Origin of the sequence: Ruegeria sp. THAF33 (genome assembly GCF_009363615.1) — a bacterium.
Lineage (GTDB): Bacteria > Pseudomonadota > Alphaproteobacteria > Rhodobacterales > Rhodobacteraceae > Ruegeria.
In genome coordinates, this window is sequence record NZ_CP045384.1 from 2,195,740 (window position 1) to 2,216,983 (window position 21,244).

General features: G+C 59.1%; 18 protein-coding genes. 6 read left to right on the top strand and 12 right to left on the bottom strand.

What is annotated here, in order from left to right; genetic code table 11:
- Entirely contained in the window at nucleotides 1–1,299 is a 1,299-nt protein-coding gene (locus FIU92_RS11000; RefSeq protein ID WP_152458609.1) for a 3-deoxy-D-manno-octulosonic acid transferase, read from the top strand.
- Between the two features lie 71 nt (nucleotides 1,300–1,370).
- Here FIU92_RS11000 and FIU92_RS11005 read toward each other — a convergent pair whose 3' ends face one another.
- The 5 genes from FIU92_RS11005 to FIU92_RS11025 are packed head-to-tail and all read right to left on the bottom strand — an operon-like array spanning nucleotide 1,371 to nucleotide 7,939.
- A complete protein-coding gene (locus FIU92_RS11005) occupies nucleotides 1,371–2,534 on the bottom strand; it encodes a M20 aminoacylase family protein (RefSeq protein WP_152458610.1) in 1,164 nt (387 codons plus the stop codon).
- Nucleotides 2,535–2,556: 22 nt separating this feature from the next.
- Complete coding sequence (locus tag FIU92_RS11010; protein ID WP_152458611.1) at nucleotides 2,557–3,720, bottom strand: M20 aminoacylase family protein; 1,164 nt, start codon at nucleotides 3,718–3,720, stop codon at nucleotides 2,557–2,559.
- A 16-nt stretch (nucleotides 3,721–3,736) separates the two neighbouring features.
- Complete coding sequence (locus FIU92_RS11015; protein WP_152458612.1) at nucleotides 3,737–4,903, bottom strand: M20 aminoacylase family protein; 1,167 nt, start codon at nucleotides 4,901–4,903, stop codon at nucleotides 3,737–3,739.
- Nucleotides 4,904–4,943: 40 nt separating this feature from the next.
- The gene (gene argE / locus FIU92_RS11020; protein WP_152458613.1) at nucleotides 4,944–6,113 is read right to left on the bottom strand and encodes an acetylornithine deacetylase; all 1,170 of its coding nucleotides are present in this window, start codon (nucleotides 6,111–6,113) and stop codon (nucleotides 4,944–4,946) included.
- Between the two features lie 5 nt (nucleotides 6,114–6,118).
- Nucleotides 6,119–7,939 (bottom strand): ABC transporter ATP-binding protein, encoded by a 1,821-nt coding sequence (locus FIU92_RS11025; protein WP_152458614.1) that lies wholly within the window; start codon nucleotides 7,937–7,939, stop codon nucleotides 6,119–6,121.
- 285 nt (nucleotides 7,940–8,224) lie between these two features.
- Here FIU92_RS11025 and FIU92_RS11030 point away from each other — a divergent pair, with 285 nt between their 5' ends.
- The 3 genes from FIU92_RS11030 (at nucleotide 8,225) to FIU92_RS11040 (ending at nucleotide 12,006) form a co-directional block, all read left to right on the top strand.
- Nucleotides 8,225–9,931 (top strand): peptide ABC transporter substrate-binding protein, encoded by a 1,707-nt coding sequence (locus FIU92_RS11030; protein ID WP_152458615.1) that lies wholly within the window; start codon nucleotides 8,225–8,227, stop codon nucleotides 9,929–9,931.
- A 94-nt stretch (nucleotides 9,932–10,025) separates the two neighbouring features.
- The gene (locus FIU92_RS11035; RefSeq protein ID WP_152458616.1) at nucleotides 10,026–11,033 is read left to right on the top strand and encodes an ABC transporter permease; all 1,008 of its coding nucleotides are present in this window, start codon (nucleotides 10,026–10,028) and stop codon (nucleotides 11,031–11,033) included.
- Entirely contained in the window at nucleotides 11,026–12,006 is a 981-nt protein-coding gene (locus tag FIU92_RS11040; RefSeq protein WP_152458617.1) for an ABC transporter permease, read from the top strand. Before FIU92_RS11035 ends, FIU92_RS11040 begins: the two co-directional genes overlap by 8 nt.
- A gap of 6 nt (nucleotides 12,007–12,012) precedes the next feature.
- Here the strand turns inward: FIU92_RS11040 and FIU92_RS11045 are convergent, their stop codons facing one another.
- The 6 genes from FIU92_RS11045 to FIU92_RS11070 form a co-directional block, all read right to left on the bottom strand.
- On the bottom strand, nucleotides 12,013–13,149 hold the full coding sequence (locus FIU92_RS11045) for an MFS transporter (RefSeq protein ID WP_152458618.1): 1,137 nt from the start codon (nucleotides 13,147–13,149) through the stop codon (nucleotides 12,013–12,015).
- 68 nt (nucleotides 13,150–13,217) lie between these two features.
- On the bottom strand, nucleotides 13,218–14,495 hold the full coding sequence (locus FIU92_RS11050; protein ID WP_152458619.1) for a DUF3422 family protein: 1,278 nt from the start codon (nucleotides 14,493–14,495) through the stop codon (nucleotides 13,218–13,220).
- 107 nt (nucleotides 14,496–14,602) lie between these two features.
- Nucleotides 14,603–14,959, bottom strand: a complete 357-nt coding sequence (locus FIU92_RS11055; RefSeq protein WP_152458620.1) for a VOC family protein — start codon at nucleotides 14,957–14,959, stop codon at nucleotides 14,603–14,605.
- A gap of 161 nt (nucleotides 14,960–15,120) precedes the next feature.
- Nucleotides 15,121–16,575 carry an NAD(P)(+) transhydrogenase (Re/Si-specific) subunit beta gene (locus tag FIU92_RS11060; RefSeq protein WP_152458621.1) on the bottom strand — a complete coding sequence of 485 codons (1,455 nt, stop codon included), beginning with the start codon at nucleotides 16,573–16,575 and terminating at the stop codon, nucleotides 15,121–15,123.
- Nucleotides 16,576–16,588: 13 nt separating this feature from the next.
- Nucleotides 16,589–18,160 carry a Re/Si-specific NAD(P)(+) transhydrogenase subunit alpha gene (locus tag FIU92_RS11065; RefSeq protein ID WP_152458622.1) on the bottom strand — a complete coding sequence of 524 codons (1,572 nt, stop codon included), beginning with the start codon at nucleotides 18,158–18,160 and terminating at the stop codon, nucleotides 16,589–16,591.
- A gap of 129 nt (nucleotides 18,161–18,289) precedes the next feature.
- Nucleotides 18,290–18,739, bottom strand: a complete 450-nt coding sequence (locus tag FIU92_RS11070) for an isoprenylcysteine carboxylmethyltransferase family protein (protein WP_152458623.1) — start codon at nucleotides 18,737–18,739, stop codon at nucleotides 18,290–18,292.
- A 174-nt stretch (nucleotides 18,740–18,913) separates the two neighbouring features.
- Between FIU92_RS11070 and kynU the strand changes: the two genes are divergently transcribed.
- Nucleotides 18,914–20,107, top strand: coding sequence for a kynureninase (gene kynU / locus FIU92_RS11075; protein ID WP_152458624.1), 1,194 nt, complete (start codon nucleotides 18,914–18,916; stop codon nucleotides 20,105–20,107).
- Here kynU and FIU92_RS11080 read toward each other — a convergent pair.
- Nucleotides 20,100–20,678: a TetR/AcrR family transcriptional regulator gene (locus FIU92_RS11080; protein WP_152458625.1), complete on the bottom strand. Its 579-nt coding sequence runs from the start codon at nucleotides 20,676–20,678 to the stop codon at nucleotides 20,100–20,102. The genes kynU and FIU92_RS11080 overlap by 8 nt on opposite strands.
- A 99-nt stretch (nucleotides 20,679–20,777) precedes the next feature.
- On the opposite strand from FIU92_RS11080, the gene FIU92_RS11085 reads away from it, so the two are divergent.
- The gene (locus FIU92_RS11085; RefSeq protein ID WP_152458626.1) at nucleotides 20,778–21,242 is read left to right on the top strand and encodes a (2Fe-2S)-binding protein; all 465 of its coding nucleotides are present in this window, start codon (nucleotides 20,778–20,780) and stop codon (nucleotides 21,240–21,242) included.
- Nucleotides 21,243–21,244 lie beyond the last annotated feature (2 nt).

Sequence of the window (21,244 nt, forward strand, 5' to 3'; positions counted from 1 at the left end):
ATGCCGGATCACGACGGCCACCCCACGGCGTTGTACCATGTGTACTGCGCCCTCACGTCTCTGGCCGCGCCCCTGATATGGCGGGTCGTTCGGAACAAGCTGCGGGCAGCAAACGTACCTGACAAGCGGCAACAAGAACGCCTTGGCCATGCCAGCCTGCCCAGACCAAATGGGCGTTTGGTCTGGTTCCACGCCGCCAGCGTCGGTGAAAGCCTTTCGGTCCTCAGCCTGATCAGACGGCTGGCAGACCGCCTGCCCGAGGCCGAGTTTCTGATCACCTCGGGCACCCCGACCTCAGCGGCTCTGATCGAAAAACGCCTGCCGCCCCGTACACGGCATCAATTCCCGCCGCTTGACACGGCAGGCCCGGTCCGGCGCTTTCTGAACCATTGGCAACCAGAGGGCGGGGTTTTCGTCGAAAGTGAGATTTGGCCGCGTTTGATCGTCGAAAGCGCCAAACGCGGCGTTCCGCTGGCCCTTCTGAATGCACGACTGTCGGACAAGTCCGTTGCCGGTTGGAAAAAACGCCCCGGAACAGCGCGGTTCGTTTTGAACAAGTTCAACCTGTTCCTGACGCAAAACGACAAAACCGCAGCCAACCTGGCAGCCATGGGTGCCCCTGCCGGTCGCGTCCGGCCCGGCACCAATCTCAAGGCCATGTCAGACCCTCTTCCCATAGACCACGGCACGCTGGACGACATTGGTTCTCAGATTTCTGGCAGACCTGTGTGGATCGCCAGTTCAACCCATGCCGGTGAAGAGGAAATCGTTCTGGCCGCGCATAAATCACTTCTGGAACGCTGGCCCGATCTGCTGCTGTTGCTGATCCCCCGCCACCCAGAGCGCCGCGGCGATATCGCAAAACTACTGGACGCCTCCGATCTCAACGCCGCGTTCCGATCAGAAAGTTCCCCGATCAAAACCGAAACCCAGGTATATGTCGCCGATACATTGGGCGAGACCGGCACATGGTACGCTCTGTCTCCCATCGTGTTCCTGGGCGGCTCCCTTAAAAATATCGGCGGCCACAACCCTTTCGAACCCGCCCAGGCCGGAGCCGCCGTGATAACCGGTCCCGGATACTTCAATTTTGCTGAAACATTCGCGCCGTTGATCAAAACCGGTGGCGCCATCGAGGTTCAAACCGAAACAGATCTCTCTGCGGCGGTCGACCATTGGCTTTCAGACGACCAAGCCCTGACCCGGGCCCGCAGCGCGGCCCAATCCTGCGTCAAGACGCAAAGCAACGCACTGGATTCCGTCGTGGAAACGCTGTGCCGTTCGCTCGACCTGACGTAAGTAGGCGGGACCCCTCTTCATCTGGCCAAAAATATCCCGGGGGTGTGGGGGCAGCGCCCCCACCCGCCCCATCAGGCCGCCGGCATTCGCTGCTCGACGATCTCTGCCCACCAGCTGCACCCGGCGGGAATCGCCTCATCGTTGAAATTGTATTCCGGGTGGTGAACCATGGCCGTATCGCCGTTACCCACCAGGATATAGGCGCCAGGGCGCTCCTCCAGCATAAAGGCAAAGTCCTCGCCGCCCATGACCAAAGGCGCATCATCGCAATCGCCAGATACCGACCGGGCAACAGCTGCGGCAAACTCTGTCTGCTCTTCACTGTTCACCATCACCGGATACCCGCGGATATAGGTCACATCGGCGGTGCCTCCGAACGTTGCCGCCACACCGTTGCAAATCTCATTGATCCGCTTTTCGGCCAGATCCCGCATATCCTTGCTCATGGTGCGCACGGTACCCTTGATCTGAACAGTCTGCGGGATCACATTGAACGCCTTCGACGAGGTCTCGAACGACGTCACCGACACCACGACCTGATCGATCGGATCGGCATTGCGCGACGAAATCGTCTGAAGCGCCAACACCGCCTGCGCGGCCAGTACCGTGGTATCTACTGTTTCATGCGGCTTGGCAGCATGACCGCCGCGCCCTTCGAAAGTGATGTCGAACTGATCGGTTGCGGCAAAGAAGGAACCGGGGCGGATGGCGAACTTGCCCACAGGTTGACCCGGCCAATTGTGCATGCCGTAGACTTCCTGAATATTCCAGCGGTCCATCATGCCATCTTCGCACATTTCGCGACCACCACCGCCGCCCTCTTCGGCAGGCTGGAAGATCACAACAACCGTGCCATCGAAATTTCGGGTTTCAGACAGGTACTTCGCCGCACCAAGCAGCATCGCCGTGTGGCCATCGTGGCCGCAGGCATGCATGGCGCCCGGCGTTTTCGACGCATAGTCCAACCCCGTCGCCTCATGGATCGGCAGCGCATCCATATCCGCCCGCAAACCGATCACCTTGCCGCTGCTGTCCGATTTGCCCTTGATTACGCCAACAACCCCTGTGCGCCCGATGCCGGTGACGACCTCGTCGCAACCAAACTCCTGCAACTTCTCGGCCACCATTGCGCTGGTGCGGTGCGTTTCGAACAGGATTTCAGGGTTTTGGTGCAGATCCCGTCGCCAGGCGGTGATCTCATCCTGCAATTCGGCAAAGCGGTTTTTGACTGGCATGTCTATTCTCTCCTAATTCAGTTCAAGCCGCCGGCATTCGGCGCTCGACCATTTCTGCGAACCACGAACATCCAATCGGGATGATCTCGTCGTTGAAATCGTATTCAGGGTGATGCAACCCGGCGCTGTCACCGTTGCCCAGAACGATGAAGGCTCCGGGCCGTTCCTCCAGCATGAACGAGAAATCCTCGCCCCCCATCACCATCGGCGCCTCGATGCAGCTGCCCCCGACCGAGACTGCGGCCTCTGCAGCATATCCGGTCTGAGTTTCGGCATTGATCGTCACCGGAACGCCGCGCGAGTAATTGACGTTCACGGAACCACCGAATGTTGCTGCAATCCCTTCGGCGACCTCTTTGAGGCGCTGTTCGATCAGATCTCGCATCTGGTTGGAATGGGTCCGGACCGTGCCGCGTATCTGCGCCGATTGCGGGATCACGTTGAACGCTTTCGATGACGTCTCGACGGACGTCACCGAAAGCACGGCTTGCAGGATCGGATCGGCATTGCGCGACACGATCGTCTGCAATGCCACGATCAATTGCGACAGCATCACCGTCGTATCGACCGTCTCATGGGGTTTTGCAGCGTGACCGCCGCGCCCTTCAAGATGGATATCAAACTCGTCCGCTGCGGCCAGCAAAGGGCCCGAACGGATCGCGAACTGCCCGGTCGGCAGGCCCGGTACGTTGTGCATCGCATAGACTTCCTGAATGCCGAACCGGTCCATCAGACCGTCCTTGCACATGGCCTCGGCGCCATTCCCGCCCTCTTCGGCAGGCTGAAAGATCACGATTGCAGTGCCATCGAAATTGCGCGTCTCAGAGAGGTACTTTGCCGCTCCCAAAACCATGGCGGTATGCCCGTCATGCCCGCAGGCATGCATCGCGCCTGATATCTTCGAGGCATAGTCCAGCCCGGTCTGTTCCTGCATCGGCAGCGCATCCATGTCGGCGCGCAGGCCAATCACACGGCCCTGCGTGTCGCTCTTTCCCCGAATGACCCCGACCACGCCGGTGCGACCGATGCCTGTAACGACCTCATCACAGCCGAATTCCTTCAGCTTTTCCGCCACCAGCGCGCTGGTGCGGTGCGTGTCGTACAGAATTTCCGGATGTTGGTGAATGTCACGCCGCCAGCCTGTGATTTCTTCGTGCATCTCTGCAAGGCGGTTTTTGATCGGCATGTCACTCTCCCTCAAATTATGCCACGGGCAATCGTCGTTCCACGATCTCGGCAAACCAACTGCAACCGGCGGGAATCGCATTGTCGTCAAAATTGTATTCCGGGTGATGGCACATCGCCGTGTCCCCGTTCCCGATAAAGATGTAAGCTCCGGGCCGTTCTTCAAGCATGTAGGCAAAATCTTCCGACGGCATGATCGGATCAGTGCTGTCATTGACCTTGCCCGCCACGGCCTCGGCCGCCTCGGCAGCGTATGCCGTCTCAGCCTCGGAATTCACAGTCACAGGATAGCCGGGCGTCCAGACGACATCCGCCTTTGCGCCGAAGGCCGAGGCCGTATCCTCGGCGATCCTGCGCACGCGTTCTTCCGCAATGGCGCGGTATTCGGGGTCGAGCGTCCGGACGGTCCCCTGCAAGCGAACGGTATGCGCGATAACGTTCGACGCGACACTGTCCGTTTCAAACGTACCCACGGTCAGAACCACGCGTTTGATCGGATCGACGGTGCGCGCCACGACGGACTGCAACGACACGACGATATGCGAGGCCACCAGCGTGGTGTCTACCGCGTCATGCGGTGCAGCCGCGTGTCCGCCCTTGCCGGTGATCGTGATTTCGAATTCATCAGATGAGGCCAGCAAGGCGCCGGGTCGGATCGCGAATTCGCCCACCGGCAACCCCGGCATATTGTGCATGCCATAGACCTCATCAATGCCCCAGCGATCCATCAGGCCGTCCTGACACATGGCCAGACCGCCTGCACCACCTTCTTCGGCGGGCTGAAAAATCAGAACAACGGTGCCATCGAAGTTTCGGGTTTCAGCTAGGTACTGGGCGGCCCCAAGCAGCATCGAGGTATGCCCGTCATGCCCGCAGGCGTGCATCTTTCCCGATACGGTCGAGGCATAATCCAACCCCGTCGCTTCTTCGATCGGCAATGCGTCCATGTCAGCACGCAACCCGATCACGCGCCCGGTCGTATCCTGCCGCCCCCGGATCACGGCCACGACACCCGTCCTGCCAATTCCCGGCGTGATCTCATCCACACCAAATTCCCTGAGACGCTCGACTACGAAAGCAGCCGTTTCATGCACGTCATACATAAGTTCAGGATGTGCGTGCAGGTGGCGGCGCCACTTGGTAATATCGCCATGCATCTCTGCAAGTCTGTTTTTGACAGGCATCTCAAAACCCTCCCCTGAACCACTGAGGCCACGTTGAATGTTACGCCGCGCTCAGCCTTTCAACCAATCGTTGCATGAACCCATGCCCAGCTTCGAACTGCGCGATCGATATGAACTCGTTCGGCTGATGAGCCTGCGCGATATCACCCGGGCCGCAGATCACGGCTGAATACCCGGCCGCCTGAAACTGCCCCGCCTCGGTCCCATAGCTGACGACGTGGCTGGCGTTGTCCCCGGTCAGGGCGCGCACCAAAGCTTCGGCTTCTCCGTCCTGTTCGGGCACCAGCCCCGGGATCGCGAAATGCTCGGACAGTTCGATGCGCGCATCGGGGTGAACGGCCTGCATCCGAGCTTCGACCCGGCGGACCTGTTCGATATAGGCATCGCGCCATTCAGCCTGCGTTTCGTCCGGCACCGTGCGGAAATCCATCATGAAAGTGCAGTCTTTGGCGGTGATGTTATGGGCGGTTCCGCCTTCAATCATGCCGACATGACAGGTTGTCCAAGGCGGGTCAAATACAGCCGCGATTTCGCTCGGCTCAGCAGCCATGCTTTCAGCATTTCTGTGATTTGCCCAATCGATCAAAGGCGCCGCCGCCATGATGGCGTTCACGCCAGTGTGCATGATCGAGCTGTGCACTTCGAACCCGACGATATGTGTATCGATGCCGAACCCGCCCTTGTGCCCCGTCACCGCCTGCATCATCGACGGCTCACCCACTATCACTGCCGATCCCTTGTGCAGAACCTGTTGCATTGCTTCAATCATGGGCGGCGCACCGGTGCATCCGACCTCTTCATCAAAGCTGAGCGCCAGCTGAAGCGGCCGGCTGATATTGGCATAGTGTGCTTCGACCAGGGCCCAGATGGCCAGGGCGTCAAACCCCTTCATGTCGCAGGTGCCGCGACCGAAGTACTTGCCGTCTTTCTCGGTCACCGTGAAAGGATCAGTGTCCCACGGCTGACCGTCCACCGGCACGACATCCGTGTGACCGGACAGAACCACCGCGCCTTCTTCGGATGGACCAACATGCGCAAAGATCGCGGCCTTGTGCGGTTGGTCCGGATCTGGCCAGCGGTGGCTTTCGATTCCGTGGCCCTGCAAGTAGTCCTGAACCCAATCCACCAGCGGCAGATTGGTATCACGGCTTACGGTCGGAAATGAGATCAGCTGTGTCATGATCTCAAGCGGGGTCAGGCGTTTCGCCATTGGGGTCAATACCCGCTGTCCGTGGTCAGAATGAAGTGCCCTGCCTCAACCTCTTGATATTGCGAAGGTTCCGGCGTGTAGTTGGTGGGGTGAATAGGAGAAGGGATCGGTTTGAAATTCAGATCCTTTTCCGATTTCCGCTTGTTCGGATCCGCGATCGGAACCGCCTTCATCAGCGCCTGTGTATAGGGATGCTGCGGGTTCTCGAACACCCGCGCCCGGGGCCCGAGTTCGACAATGCGCCCCAGATACATGACCCCGACATAGTGGCTGACCCGTTCGACAACGGCCATGTCGTGGCTGATGAACAGGTATGACAGGCCCAGCTCGGACTGCAATTCCATCATCAGGTTCAGAACCTGTGCCTGAACCGACACGTCAAGGGCCGAGACCGCCTCATCCGCAATGATCAGCTTGGGGTTCAGGGCCAAAGCGCGGGCAATTGCAATCCGCTGACGCTGACCGCCCGACATTTCATGCGGGAAGCGACGCATGAAGCTGCGCGGCAATTGCACCTTGTCGAACAATTGTGCCACGCGATCCTGAAGTTCGGATCCCGATGCCACGCCATAGTTGCGCATCGGCTCGGCGACCTGGTCGACCAACTGCATCTGCGGGTTCAGCGAGGCGAACGGGTCCTGGAAAATCATCTGCATGTCCAACCGCGCCTTGCGCAAACCAGACGGATCAAGCTTCATGATATCGACACCGTCCAGATCAATCTCGCCCGCCAACGGCTCAACCAGCCGCAGGATCGAGCGCCCTGCCGAAGACTTGCCGCACCCGGATTCCCCGACAAGACTGAGCGTTTGCCCTTTGTTCAGAGTGAACGAGACATCCTCGACCGCATGAACGTTCGAAATCGTGCGCCGCAAAAGCCCGCCTTTGACCGGGAACCGTGTTGTCAGGTTCTTGACGGTCAGCAGAACCTCTTCCGTACCCGGAATTGGCGCAATATTCTGCCCTTCGACCCCCAGCAGCTTCATTGGCTCGGGCGCAGATTTACCCTGCATCTCGCCCAGTTTCGGCACCGCGGCCAGCAACGCCTTGGTATAGTCGTGCTGCGGGTTTTCAAAGATTTCCTTGACCGTGCCTTCTTCGACCTTGTTGCCGCGGAACATCACCACCACGCGGTCAGCCATCTGGGCAACCACGGCCATGTCGTGGGTGATGAACATCACCGCAGTTCCGGTTTCCCGCTTGAGGCGGTCCATCAAGGCCAGGATCTCGGCCTGAATTGTCACATCCAGCGCCGTGGTGGGTTCGTCGGCGATCAACAGGCGCGGCTCACAGGCCATCGCCATCGCAATGACAACACGTTGGCGCATCCCGCCCGACAACTCGTGAGGATATTGTTTCAGACGGCGCTCGGGCTCTGGGATACGAACCTGACGCAGCAATTCCAGCGCCCGTTGCTCGGCCTGCGCTTTCGTCATGTCCTTGTGGATGCGCAAACCTTCGGTCAACTGGCGGCCCACGGTGAAAACAGGGTTCAGCGCGGTCATCGGCTCTTGAAAGATCATCCCGATTTCGTTGCCGCGAATCTGCTTCATCAGATCCTGATCGGCCTTCGCCAGGTCCATTTCTTCGCCATCGCGACGATCAAACAACAGTTCGCCGCCCGCGATTTCGCCGCCACCGAACTCGACCAGACGCATCAAGGACAAAGATGAAACCGACTTCCCCGAGCCCGATTCGCCAACGATACAAACGGTTTCGCCTGGTTTGACCTCGAACGAGACGTCCTCAACACCAACAACGGGACCGTCCTTTGTCTGAAACTCCACCCGCAGTTTTTTGATTTGAGCAATAGGCTGATCCAGCACGTGCGCGCTCCCTTGACGAGGTTATTCTTGTTGTGAATGCCGAACGCTACGGCGGGCCACCGGGAAAAGTCAAACCCATTACACATTTTCGCGACGGCACCACTTGCATTTTTCTCAAGTTCTGTTTCGATACCCAACGTAACCGCCTTGGGGAGGCAGCGCCGATTTATGTCGTTAGCGCTATTATCTTTATTGATCAAAAACTTACCCCGAAGCGGCAACGCCAAACCCGCAGGCCTTGCGGAGATAATCGAGACACGAACGTGTCCAATTCGGGAGTGACTTATGAAAATCAAAACCCTTTTGCTTGGTGCGATCGCAAGCACGGCAATGGCCCCGATGGCCTTTGCCGAGCGCGGTTCGGACGGCAATGTCAGCATCATCTATTGGCAGGCTCCGTCGATCCTGAACCCGTTCCTGTCCGGCGGTACAAAAGACGTGGAATCAGCCTCGCTGGTGATCGAGCCACTTGCCCGCTACGACCAGGACGGCAACATGGTGCCATATCTGGCGTCAGAAATCCCAACCGTGGAAAATGGCGGTGTCAGCGAAGACCTGACGTCGATCACATGGAAAATCGCACCGGGAATCACATGGTCTGACGGCTCTCCGTTCACCGCTGCTGACGTAAAGTTCACCGCCGATTACTGTATGCACCCGGAAGGTGGCTGCGCGCAGGTGACCAAGTTCGAAGGCGTCACCTCGGTCGAAGCTGTTGATGACCTGACCGTCAAGGTCACTTTCGACGCACCGACCCCCTTCCCCTATGGCCCGTTCGTCGGCGGTGAAAGCCCGATCCTTCAAAAGGCCCAGTTCGAAAACTGCATGGGCGCCAAAGCCCCGGAATGCACCGAACAGAACTTCAACCCGATCGGCACCGGCCCTTTTGTCGTCACCGAGTTCAAACCGAACGACGTGATCACCTTCAAGGCCAACGACAACTATCGTGATCCGGCAAAACCTGCCTTCGCGACCGTGACCTTCAAAGGCGGCGGTGACGCGACGGCTGCAGGTCGTGCCGTCATGGAAACCGGTGAATTTGACTATGCCTGGAACCTGCAACTGGCTCCGGAAGTGATCGCACAGATGCAGGAAGGTGGCAAAGGTACGCCGGTTGCAGGCTTCGGCCCGCTGGTCGAGCGCATCATGCTGAACCAGACCAACCCGTCGCCCGAGCTGCCGGAAGGCGAGCGTTCGACGGCCAAGCATCCGCACCCGTTCCTGAAGGATCCGGCCGTTTACAAAGCCATGTCGATGGCCATCGACCGTCCGCTGCTGGTGGAAATCGGCTATGGTCAGGCTGGTAAAGTGACCTGCAACTGGGTTCCGGCCCCTGCCGCGTTCAACTCGACCTCGATGACCTGCGACACCCAGGATATCGAAGGCGCCAAGAAACTGCTGGATGATGCCGGCATCGTCGACACCGATGGCGACGGCGTCCGCGAGAAGGACGGCGTTCCGCTGAAGATCGTCTATCAGACCTCGACCAACGCCGTCCGTCAGGACTTCCAGGCGCTGATCAAGGAATGGTGGAGCCAGATCGGCATTGAAACCGAACTGCGCAACATCAACGCATCGGTCTTCTTCGGTGGCGACCCGGGCTCGCCCGACACGTTCCAGAAGTTCTATGCCGACGTTGAAATGTACGCCAACACCTTCAACGGCACCGACCCGCAGTCCTATCTGGGCAACGGTCTTTGCGACAAGGCACCGCGTCCCGAGACGCAGTGGCAGGGCGAAAACATCAGCCGCTTCTGCAACGAAGAGTTCGACAAGCTGCACGCTCAATTGGCCGAAACCGCTGGTCTGGAAGCGCGTGCGGAAATCGCCAAGCAGCTGAATGACATCATGGTTCAGAATGGTGGTATGATCCCGCTGGTTCACCGTGGTCGCCTGTCGGCACATGCAAACACACTGGGTGGTGTTGTCCTGAACGTTTGGGACAGCGAGCTGTGGAACATTGCGGACTGGTACCGCAAGACCGGTTCCTAAGCACTGACCTTGCAAAACCGCGCCCCGATCGTTATCGGGGCGCGGTCATTTGCATCCCACCCCAACAAGAAGACGCATATAAAGGCGCCTCTTAATGCTTAATTTCACAATCAGACGACTGGTGCTGGCCGTTCCAACGCTGCTGTTCATCAGCCTCGTCATCTTCCTGCTCCTCGAACTCGCACCCGGCGATCCGATGGCGCAGGTTCCGCTCACCGTTCCCCCCGAAGTCAAGGAAAAGATGCGCGAGGCGCTCGGCCTTGGCCAGCCGATGCATATCCGGTTCTGGAAATGGATCGTGCAATTCTTCTGGATCGAACCGCAGGTTCTGATCGACCACATCTTCGGCACCAATTTTTCCGCAGGCGACCTGCGCGTGATATCCTGGCAGACCCGCTCGCCCGTCATGGACATCGTCGTTCAGCGTATCCCGCAGACCCTGTGGGTTGTCGGCACCGCCTATGTTGTCGCCATCCTGATCGCGCTGCCCATCGGCATCTATTCGGCCTATCGCCAGTATTCCTGGTTCGACCAGATGGGCACCTTCGTGTCGATGGTCGGCTTCTCGGTCCCTCCGTTTTTCTCGGGCGTTCTGGTGATCGTGATCTTTTCAGTCCAGTTGGGCTGGTTCCCGTCGATCTATGACACCACGCATGTGGTCAACAGCTGGGACAGCTTCGTCGTGCAGCTGAAACAGATGATCATGCCGGTCATGGTGCTGGCGTTGCAGATCACGGCACAGCTCAGCCGTTTCATGCGCGCCTCGATGCTGGACAATCTCAACCAGGATTACGTCCGCACCGCCCGCGCCAAGGGGCTCAGCGAATACACGGTCGTCATGGTCCACGTCCTGCGGAACTCGATGATTCCCGTGGTCACGGTCATTGCACTGGGTATCCCGGCCATCTTCGGCGGCGCCATCATCACCGAGCAGGTTTTCAAGGTGAATGGTATCGGCCAGTTGCTGATTGGCGCCATTCAGGCCAACGACCTGCCGATGGTACAAACCCTGACCTTCATCTTTGCCGTGCTGATCGTGCTGTTCAACCTGATCGCCGACGTCCTGTATGGCATTCTGGACCCGAGGATTCGCTATGACTGATCACGACAAGTCAGACACGCTGATCCCCGACGAAGGTCTGGCCCCGGCATCCACCGCGCTGCCAACCGCTGATGTGATGGAGGAACTCACGACCCCGCCGCGCAGCCAATGGCGCGACGTCTGGGATCAGTTCAAGACGCACAAGGGCGCCATGGTGGGTGCGGTGCTGTTCATCCTGATCGTGGCGGGGGTCTATCTGGGCCCCTATCTCTGGAGCATTGATCCAACGCAGATCGATATCCGGGCCCGCAATCAGGGGCCAAGCTGGGCGCATCCTTTCGGCACCGACCAACTGGGCCGGGATATTCTGGCGCGCATGATGTCGGGCGGTCAAACCTCGGTATCGGTGGGCATCACCGCGATGCTGCTGGCACTGTTCCTGGGATCCTTCATCGGCGTTCTGGCCGGGTTCTTCAAACGGCTGGATGGTCCGCTTATGCGTCTGACGGACCTGTTTCTGGCCCTGCCCCTGCTGCCCTTGCTGCTGGTCATGATGCTGCTGTTCCGTGAACCCCTGTCGGCCGCGTTCGGCCTGGAGCGCGGGATCTTCATCCTGATCGTCTGCGCCATCGGTATCACCTCGTGGATGCCTACGGCGCGGATCGTACGGGGTGACGTGCTGGCCATCAAAGAGCGTGAATTCGTTCTGGCGGCCCGGTCCATCGGCACCAGCAACACTCAGATCATCACGCGGCATATCCTGCCGAACGTGTTGTCTCCGATCATGGTATCGGCGACGCTGGGGATTGCGACGGCGATCATTACCGAAAGCGCGCTTTCCTTCCTCGGTCTGGGCTTTCCGCCCGACTTCCCGACTTGGGGCCGCCTGCTGTTCGACGGAGTCGATTATCTACAGCAATACCCCGAGCGTGTGTTCTGGCCTGGTCTGGCAATCTCGCTGACCGTCCTGAGCGTCAACTATCTGGGTGACGGTCTGCGCGATGCGCTGGATCCGCGGATCCGCGGTCGTTGAACATTCTCAGCCGGCGCGTTTCATCGCGCCGGCCAACAACACGATCAGAACGGCCAATGGCAGCAGCACGGCGAAGGCCAGACGCAGGCCGAACACTTCAGCCAAAAAGCCAATCAACGGCGGACCGATCAATAGCCCCCCATACCCCAATGTCGCCACACTTGCGATGGCTTGCCCCGGTGGCACATTCGGATCGCTGGCCGCCCGGCTGAATGCCAGCGGCATGATCACGGCATAACCTATTCCCATCAATGCAAAGCCGGCCAGCACGGGCAAGATCGTTACTGTTGAAACCACCGTGAAAACGCCCAAAGCCGCGCAAATACCGCTGAACCGGGCGGAAACGACCGGTCCGAACCGGGTGATGACAAGCGCGCCTGCAAGTCGAAACGCCACCATGGTCACTGAAAATACCGCATAGCCCAAGGCAGCGACGCTTTCGGACGCCCCTGTGATGTCACGCAGATATATCGCGCTCCAGTCCGCGACGGCCCCTTCGCCCAATGCCCCGCACAAGGCGGCTATGCCAACCAGTATCAACGCACCGGAAGGCAAGGCGAAAACCGTACTCTGAGGCCCTTGGGATTGGCGCGAAGTCCAGCTTACCCAAGATGACGCAAGCGCAAGGCCAACAACCACGCCACCCGCCAACAGGAAGTGCACAAGAACCGTTAGCCCCATCTGAACCGCGGCATAACCGCTGAGCGCGCCAAGACCGGCCCCAAGGCTCCACATTGCGTGGAACGAGGACATAACGGGTTTGTCATATGCCTGCTCTACCTCGGCGGCCCATGCATTCATCGCAACATCCATCGACCCGTGAAAGGCGCCAAAGACAAACAGAAACACTGCCAGCCCCCAAAGCCCATCGGCCATGGCAAGCAAGATTAGCGACCCGGTGTACAGAACCGCAATGATCCGGGTGATTGCAACAGCGCCGAAACGATCCGTAAGTCGCCCGGTTATCGGGAACGAGCAGACAGCCCCCGCAGCCATGAACAACAGGCCATATCCAAGCGCCTCATGGGACAGTTCCAAGCGGTCACGTATGGCGGGAATGCGCGACGCCCAGATTCCGAACAGGGCACCATTCAGAATGAACATGGCGGCGACAGCGCGCCATGCTGCAACTATGCTTATCATTCCAAGCCCTCGCTCTGCTTGCCCAATGCCCCTGTTCTACAGATCAGACGAACATTGGCAATTGCTGCTCAACCGAGCCGTTTGCGAATGCGTCGCACCGAGTACCACACCCCGGCGACAACCGGGATCGTAACCGCCGCCGTCAGCATGCCCTTGCTGATCCCAGAGGCCGTCAGCGGATACAAAAGATAGCTGACCAGCGAAACCGCGTAATAGCTGATGGCAACCACGGAAAGCCCCTCGACCGTGTGTTGCAAGCGCAGCGCCAGATCGGCCCGACGATCCATGCTTTCCAGCAACGCCTGGTTTTGCGCGCTGCGTTCCACATCCACTCTTGTCCGCAGCAACTCACCGGCACGGATCGCCCGGTCCGACAAGGCCTGAAGCCGGCGTTCCGTGGATTTCACGGTGCGAATTGCAGGGTCATATCGGCGCATCATGAAATCGGCGAAATTCTGACCCCCCTCGAAACGTTCTTCTCGCAACACTTCGATCCTCTGGTTGACGATGGCCTCATAGGCCCCGGTGGCCCCGAACCGGAAAGAACACCGGGCCGACAGTGTCTCGAGCTCGATCGACGTTGCCAGCAAATCCTGCAACAGCGCGTCAGGCTGCGCCGAGTTGTCGGTCATCTGCCCCATCAATCGGGTGAGTTGCCCGTCCAGCTCTCCGATACGCGGCATCAGCTGCTTGACGCGCGCAAAACCCAGCATCGACATCGCCTTGTACGTTTCTATTTCGCAAAGACGCTGAATAATCCGCCCCGTCCGGCGCCGTCCGGTGCCCTCGGCCACGAACAAGGCAAAGCGCATGTGACCTGCCGGATCGATCCGAAAATCACTGGCACAAACCGCTGCATCGTCCAACACCCTGGACACGGCCAGGCTTTCCGGCTCGAACCAATCCAGCAGTTTCGACTTCACCAAGTCGTCACTGTCGCGTTCAACGACGCGCATCAATACTGACGTAACCCTTTGGCCAGGACTGGCCATCAACCAATCGGGCGGAAAGACCTCAAAGTCAGCCGGATCAAAGGCGCGATCACTCACATTCTGCGCGATCGCCGTGTAGGTCACGAATTCGGTATGCTGCTCCCACTTCAACCAATGGCGGCCAATCTGACCCGCGTAATGCGTGGCGTCCGGCCGAGGGTGCTGCGCACCGTGGCGATCCAGCAGGTCGATCAAATGAGCCAAATCCTCACGTCGATCGCGCGCCACGGCGGCCTCGGGCTTTTTGATCGCAAGAAAGACCACCGTACAGGGCATTGACGCGACCGGGAACGGTCGCGCATGCAGTTCATTTGCCAGCGCATAGCGAAGGGGATGGTCGTCTATCGGTGTCATGTGTGGCTCCGCCTCGTCACGCGCACTATACGGTACATAATTGATACATCAATTCTCTTTTTATTTCATATACTTACAGGGATACAACAGTATACAACCCTGCTATCTCATTGATTTGGCTGCCACAGCTCAATGGGGTTGCCTTCGGGATCATGGATGCGGGCAAATTTTCCAACTTCGCTGTCCCAGTCAGGATTGGTTTCCACCGTGATTCCAGCCTGCTCAAGCTGCGCCGTCAACGCGGCCAGGTCATCAACACGAAAATTGATCATCCACTGCTGATCGGCCCGTCCAAAATATTCGGTGTCCTCCGCGAATGGCGCAAAGACCGTATAGCCTTCACGCTGCTTCCAGGGCACGGGGTCATAATGATTGACGCCTAGGTGCTTCTCATACCAGGCGCTCAGCGCTTTAGGGTCGCGGGCGCGAAAGAACACTCCGCCAATACCATTCACTTTCTCCATCCTCGACCTCCTGCCATCTGTGCCGCCACCCCAGATTACCACACTCCGCCTGCTTCATCTGGCTGGAAATATCCTGGGGGTTTGGGGGCAACGCCCCCATGCACACTCAAAAAGAAAAGGGCGCCCAAAGGCGCCCTTTGCAATCGGATCAAACGCGACGATCAATCGATCATCGGCAGCAGCTTGTCTAGCGACTCCTTGGCGTCGCCGTAGAACATCCGGGTGTTCTCTTTGAAGAACAGCGGGTTTTCGATGCCGGAATACCCGGTGCCCTGCCCACGTTTCGAGACAAACACCTGCTTGGCTTTCCAGCATTCCAGAACCGGCATTCCGGCGATGGGGCTGTTGGGATCTTCCTGCGCCGCCGGGTTCACGATGTCGTTCGAACCGATGACGATGGCCACATCTGTGTCCGGAAAGTCGTCGTTGATCTCGTCCATTTCCAGAACGATATCATACGGCACCTTCGCTTCGGCCAGCAGAACATTCATGTGGCCCGGCAAGCGGCCCGCCACAGGGTGGATTGCGAAACGAACGTTCTTGCCCTTGGCCCGCAGCTTGCGCACCAGTTCGGAAACCGATTGCTGCGCCTGTGCCACGGCCATCCCATAGCCCGGAATGATGATCACGCTGTCCGCGTCGTTCAAAGCCGCAGCAACGCCATCAGCCTCGATGGCGATCTGTTCGCCTTCAACGGCCATCTGTTCGCCCTGCGGGCCACCAAAACCGCCAAGGATCACGCTGACAAAATGGCGGTTCATCGCCTTGCACATGATGTAGGACAGGATCGCACCCGACGAGCCCACCAGCGCACCGACCACGATCAACAGGTCGTTGCCCAGCGAGAAACCGATCGCCGCAGCCGCCCAACCCGAATAGCTGTTCAGCATCGACACCACCACCGGCATGTCAGCGCCGCCGATGCCCATGATCAGGTGATAGCCGATGAATAACGCCGCCAGCGTCATCAGGATCAGCGGGAACAGACCACCTGTCGATGTGTACCAGATCAGGCAGATCAGCGAGAGACCCGCTGCCGCCGCGTTCAACGCATGGCCACCGGGCAGCTTGGTCGCTGCCGAGGTCACCTTGCCCGCCAACTTGCCATAAGCTACGACCGACCCGGTAAAGGTGATCGCACCGATGAAGATGCCCAGGAACAATTCCACATGCAGGATTGCCAGCTCAGCCGGGGTTTTCTTGGCAATCAGCTTGGCAAAAGACCCCAGATCGGACAGATCCGCCTGGCTGGCACTGTCCGCAATGGCCATGACCTGTGCCACGTTGCCGATCTCGAAATGCGCGTTGAAGCCAACGAACACGGCCGCAAGACCGACCAGCGAGTGCATCGCCGCAACAAGCTGCGGCATCTCGGTCATCTGGACTCGCTGCGCAACATACTGGCCGATGAAACCACCGCCCGCAATCAGCAGCAGCGACAGAAGCCACAGACCCGAGCCCGGGCCAACCAGCGTGGCGAATACCGCCAGCGCCATACCGACGATGCCATACCAGACCGCGCGCTTGGCGCTTTCCTGGTTCGACAGACCGCCGAGCGAAAGGATGAAAAGGACAGCCGCAACAACATAGGCGGCAGTGGTGAAGCCATAATCCATGTGCCCGGCCTCCTTAAGATTTCTGGAACATGGCGAGCATGCGCCGGGTTACGAGGAAGCCGCCGAAGATGTTGATCCCGGCCATGAAGACGGACAGTGCCGCCAGCAGAATGACCAGGAACGACCCCGATCCGATCTGCATCAAAGCCCCGACGATGATGATCGACGAGATCGCGTTGGTGATCGCCATCAGCGGAGTGTGCAGGCTGTGCGCGACGTTCCAGATCACCTGGAAGCCCACAAAGATGGCCAGCACGAAGACGATGAAGTGCTGCATGAAACTGGCCGGAGCGATCAGCCCCACCAGCAGCATCAGCGCGCCACCGACACCCAACAGGGTGAACTGCTGCTTGGTCTGCGCTTTGAAGGCCGCGATTTCCTGCGCCTTCTTTTCTTCCGGGGTCAGTTCCTTGACCTCGGGCTTTTTCTGCGCCGCGATCGCCTGCACCTTGGGTGGCGGCGGCGGGAAGGTGATCTCACCCTCATAGGTCACGGTCGCGCCGCGGATCACGTCATCTTCCATGTCGTGGTTGATCTGGCCGTCCTTTTCAGGCGTCAGATCGGTCATCATGTGACGGATGTTTGTCGCGTACAAAGACGAAGACTGCGCCGCCATCCGGCTGGGGAAGTCGGTATAGCCGATGATGGTCACGCCATTGGGCGTCACGACCTTTTCGTCCGGCACGGTACCTTCGACGTTCCCGCCACGCTCGGCCGCAAGGTCAACGATGACCGAGCCCGGCTTCATTGCCTTGACCATGTCTTCCAGCCACAGCTTTGGCGCCGGACGGTTGGGGATCAGGGCCGTCGTGATGACAATATCCATTTCCGGGGCCAGCTCTCGGAACTTGGCCAGCTGCGCATTGCGGAACTCTTCTGACTGGACGGACGCATACCCACCGGTGGCCGCACCATCCTGCTGTTCTTCTTCGAAGTCCAGATAGACGAACTCTGCCCCCATCGATTCGACCTGCTCGGCCACCTCGGGGCGCACATCGAACGCGTAGGTGATTGCACCCAGCGAGGTCGACGTGCCGATCGCGGCAAGCCCGGCAACACCGGCCCCGACGATCAGAACCTTCGCAGGCGGCACCTTACCGGCGGCTGTCACCTGACCGGTGAAGAAACGGCCAAAGTTGTTGCCGGCTTCGATAACGGCGCGGTAGCCGGCAATGTTGGCCATCGACGACAACGCGTCCATCTTCTGCGCCCGGGAAATACGCGGCACCATTTCCATGGCGATCACATTTGCGCCCTTGGACTTGGCAAGTTCCATTCCTTCTTCGTTTCCGGCAGGATTGAAGAAGGAAATCAGCGTCTTGCCCTTGGTCAGACGCTTCAGTTCCGTCTCGGTCGGGATACGAACCTTGGCGATGATATCTGCGGCCTTCCACAGCGATGCCGCGGTCTTGACAACCTCAACGCCCACAGCCTCATATGCCGCGTCCGAAAAACCGGCGGCAGCACCTGCGCCTTTTTCGATCAGGCACTCATAGCCCAGTTTTTGCAGTTGCACGGCCGAGTCCGGTGTCATCGCGACCCGGTTCTCGCCGTCCAGTATTTCCTTTGGCGTGCCTATCTTCACTGGCAGTCCCCCTAATTCTTACTCGGTCTGAGCGGGTGATCGGTATTCTTTGTTAAGCAAAGATGTATCCTGCGCAACATTATTTCGCAAGCGCAGCATTTTTGACGTGATGTCATTGCGGACTCCACCCTAAATCCAGCGCCGTGTCTTGCGTTCGTAACGCGCGAAGTCGGCGCGAAAGGTACGACGCAGGCGGTCTTCTTCCGGCAGGATGAACCGACGCTCCAACACCCAGACGAAGACTGGCACAAGAACCAGGGACAGGACGGCATCAAACCGAAGGATAAGACCCGCAAGAATCAGAACGTCGCCCACATAGATCGGATTGCGACTGCGCTTGTAGATACCGGATTGCACCATCGATGACGGGGTTTCATGCGGGATGACGGTTGTCTTGTGACGGCGGAATTCGACCACCGCCAGAACAGCCATCAGGATTCCACCTCCGATCAACACCCCGCTCAGAAGATCCGTCAAACCACCCTCAAGCGACAGACCCAGCTTCAGATACTTGGCCTGCAACCAGGCAAGAGCTGCAAAAGCAATCAACCAAACCGGCGGAACGTCCATCCAGCGCATGCAAAGCCCTCATTGAATGACGACAAGATCAAGCACATGTCGCTTCTGCGCGATGTCCTACCGCTTTTGAGCCAAAATGGCAAAAGACCAGTATGTCGCATCGCATGGACTCATTATCGCGGATCGACTACCTCAATAGCAATCACCGACGTTCACACGAGTTAGCGAGCCTTCATGACTGATTTTGCGGCAACCAAAGCCATGTTCGACCTGCCAGAGGGCGTCATCTATCTGGATGGCAACTCTCTGGGCCCCCTGCCGAAATCAGCCGGTGCCCGAGTGCAACGGATGCTGACGGACGAATGGGGCCAGATGCTGATCACCGGATGGAACAAGGCTGGTTGGATGGGCCTGCCCACCGCGCTTGGTGACCGGATTGGCCGCCTGATCGGAGCAGAGCCCGGCAGTGTGGTGACCGGAGACACCTTGTCGATCAAGGTCTATCAGGCCGTGGCCTCGGCCCTTGAACTGAATCCGGATCGCAGAGTGGTTCTGTCCGACAACGGCAACTTTCCTTCGGACCTGTATATGGCGGATGGCTTGCTGCGCTCGCTTGGGGACGCGTATGAGTTGCGCGTCGTTGATCCCGAAGCCGTGGCCGGCGCAATCACTGAAGAGGTCGCTGTTCTTATGTTGACTGAGGTGGATTACCGCTCGGGTCGGATGCACGACATGAAGGCGCTGACCGAACTGGCGCATGCCAACGGCGTGGTAACGGTCTGGGATCTGGCCCATTCCGCGGGGGCCATCCCCGTGGACCTTTCAGGGTGCAACGCCGATTTCGCGGTCGGGTGTACGTACAAATACCTCAACGGCGGCCCCGGCGCGCCAGCCTTCATCTATGTCGCGCCGAGGTTGGCGGAACGCACACGCCCCGCCTTGTCCGGATGGCTGGGGCACGAAGCACCGTTTGCCTTCGATCTCGACTACCGCCCCGGCAGCGGCATTGAACGGATGCGGGTGGGAACGCCGCCCATCATCCAGATGACGGCCTTGTCGGCTGCGATGGACATCTGGGATCTGGCGGACATGACCGACGTCCGGGCCAAATCGATTGAACTGACCGAGCTTTTCATAGAACGCGTCGAGGCAACCTGCCCGGATCTGCAACTGGCCAGCCCTCGTGATCCGCAGCAGCGTGGCAGTCAGATCTCGTTCCGTTTCAAGGAAGGCTATGCCGCCATGCAGGCCCTGATCGCCCGCGGCGTGATCGGAGATTTTCGTGCACCCGACATCATGAGGTTCGGCTTTACACCTTTGTATATCGACGAAGGCGATGTTGAACGCGCCGTCGGGATTATGGCCGATATCATGCAGAACCGCCTGTGGGACACGTCCGAATACAAGATCCGTCAGCGCGTTACCTGACTGCGAGTCCGGCGCCGAAAAGGGCCGCGACCTGTGCGACCTGCTGTTCATAAACCTCGGCCCCGGCGCCAATCAGCTTCAGCCCCTTGAGCGTGGCCGTGATCGTCCGACCGGTCTCTGCCGCGTCAGCCAGAAGGCGAACCCGGCCCGCCTTTTCCTGTTGCGTCAGCCAGTCCGCATAGAGCGCGGCCAGCTCGGCCTCACCCGCCGCGATGATTTCCCCAGATAGGGATTTTGTGTTGTCGAGCATTTCAAGCCCGTGGGGCGAGGCCAGAATTTTTGCCATCCCCTCGGTCTGCGCCTGAATTGCGCGGGTCAGAACCTCGGGCACGGACCCTTGCGTCGCCAGCGCTTCGGCCACCGCAACACTCTTTTCGGCATAGTACAGCTCGGTCAGCTTGCTGACGATCGCCTCTTTGTTCTTGTAATGCAGATACACCGCCGGCCGAGACATCCCCGCGCCGCGCGCGATATCGTCCATCGAGGTCTTTCGGTATCCATAAGTGGAAAACGCCTGAAACGCCGAGTTCAGGATCGCCTGTTGCCGTGAGCCGTCACCATTATCTTTCATATCCGAAGCCCTGACATTTTTTGTCGAATTTGTCAATTGACATCCTGACACTTTCATACAATTATGTCAGAAACCAGCCACAGCAACACGAGGTGCGCCATGGCGACGACCCTGAAGATCAACGGCAAGCAACATCAGGTGGATCTGCCTGATGACGTCCCCCTGCTTTGGGTTCTGCGGGACGAGGTCGGCCTGACCGGCACCAAGTTCGGCTGCGGCGTGGCCGCATGCGGGGCCTGCACCGTGCATATCGATGGCGAGGCCGTGCGCTCTTGCCAGGTGGCGCTGTCGGATGTCTGGGGTGACGTGACCACGATCGAAGGGCTCGGCTCGCCGGACGCGCTGGCCACGATCCAACAGGCCTGGATTGATCATCAGGTCGCGCAGTGCGGATACTGCCAGTCGGGCCAGATCATGCAGGCCGCGGCATTGCTGGCGGAAAACCCGGATCCCACTGACGCAGACATCGACGAGGCGATGCAGGGCAACCTGTGCCGCTGCGGCACCTATCCCCTTATCCGCGCAGCAATCCATGACGCGGCATCCAAGCTGAAGGAGGCGTAAGC

What these genes read in the sequence shown, in the direction of transcription:
- FIU92_RS11000 (WP_152458609.1), top strand. Translation starts at nt 1, where the DNA reads ATGCCGGATCACGACGGCCACCCCACGGCGTTGTACCATGTGTACTGC.
- FIU92_RS11005 (WP_152458610.1), bottom strand. Translation starts at nt 2,534, where the DNA reads ATGCCAGTCAAAAACCGCTTTGCCGAATTGCAGGATGAGATCACCGCC.
- FIU92_RS11010 (WP_152458611.1), bottom strand. Translation starts at nt 3,720, where the DNA reads ATGCCGATCAAAAACCGCCTTGCAGAGATGCACGAAGAAATCACAGGC.
- FIU92_RS11015 (WP_152458612.1), bottom strand. Translation starts at nt 4,903, where the DNA reads ATGCCTGTCAAAAACAGACTTGCAGAGATGCATGGCGATATTACCAAG.
- argE (WP_152458613.1), bottom strand. Translation starts at nt 6,113, where the DNA reads ATGGCGAAACGCCTGACCCCGCTTGAGATCATGACACAGCTGATCTCA.
- FIU92_RS11030 (WP_152458615.1), top strand. Translation starts at nt 8,225, where the DNA reads ATGAAAATCAAAACCCTTTTGCTTGGTGCGATCGCAAGCACGGCAATG.
- FIU92_RS11035 (WP_152458616.1), top strand. Translation starts at nt 10,026, where the DNA reads ATGCTTAATTTCACAATCAGACGACTGGTGCTGGCCGTTCCAACGCTG.
- FIU92_RS11040 (WP_152458617.1), top strand. Translation starts at nt 11,026, where the DNA reads ATGACTGATCACGACAAGTCAGACACGCTGATCCCCGACGAAGGTCTG.
- FIU92_RS11045 (WP_152458618.1), bottom strand. Translation starts at nt 13,149, where the DNA reads ATGATAAGCATAGTTGCAGCATGGCGCGCTGTCGCCGCCATGTTCATT.
- FIU92_RS11050 (WP_152458619.1), bottom strand. Translation starts at nt 14,495, where the DNA reads ATGACACCGATAGACGACCATCCCCTTCGCTATGCGCTGGCAAATGAA.
- FIU92_RS11055 (WP_152458620.1), bottom strand. Translation starts at nt 14,959, where the DNA reads ATGGAGAAAGTGAATGGTATTGGCGGAGTGTTCTTTCGCGCCCGCGAC.
- FIU92_RS11060 (WP_152458621.1), bottom strand. Translation starts at nt 16,575, where the DNA reads ATGGATTATGGCTTCACCACTGCCGCCTATGTTGTTGCGGCTGTCCTT.
- FIU92_RS11070 (WP_152458623.1), bottom strand. Translation starts at nt 18,739, where the DNA reads ATGCGCTGGATGGACGTTCCGCCGGTTTGGTTGATTGCTTTTGCAGCT.
- kynU (WP_152458624.1), top strand. Translation starts at nt 18,914, where the DNA reads ATGACTGATTTTGCGGCAACCAAAGCCATGTTCGACCTGCCAGAGGGC.
- FIU92_RS11080 (WP_152458625.1), bottom strand. Translation starts at nt 20,678, where the DNA reads ATGAAAGATAATGGTGACGGCTCACGGCAACAGGCGATCCTGAACTCG.
- FIU92_RS11085 (WP_152458626.1), top strand. Translation starts at nt 20,778, where the DNA reads ATGGCGACGACCCTGAAGATCAACGGCAAGCAACATCAGGTGGATCTG.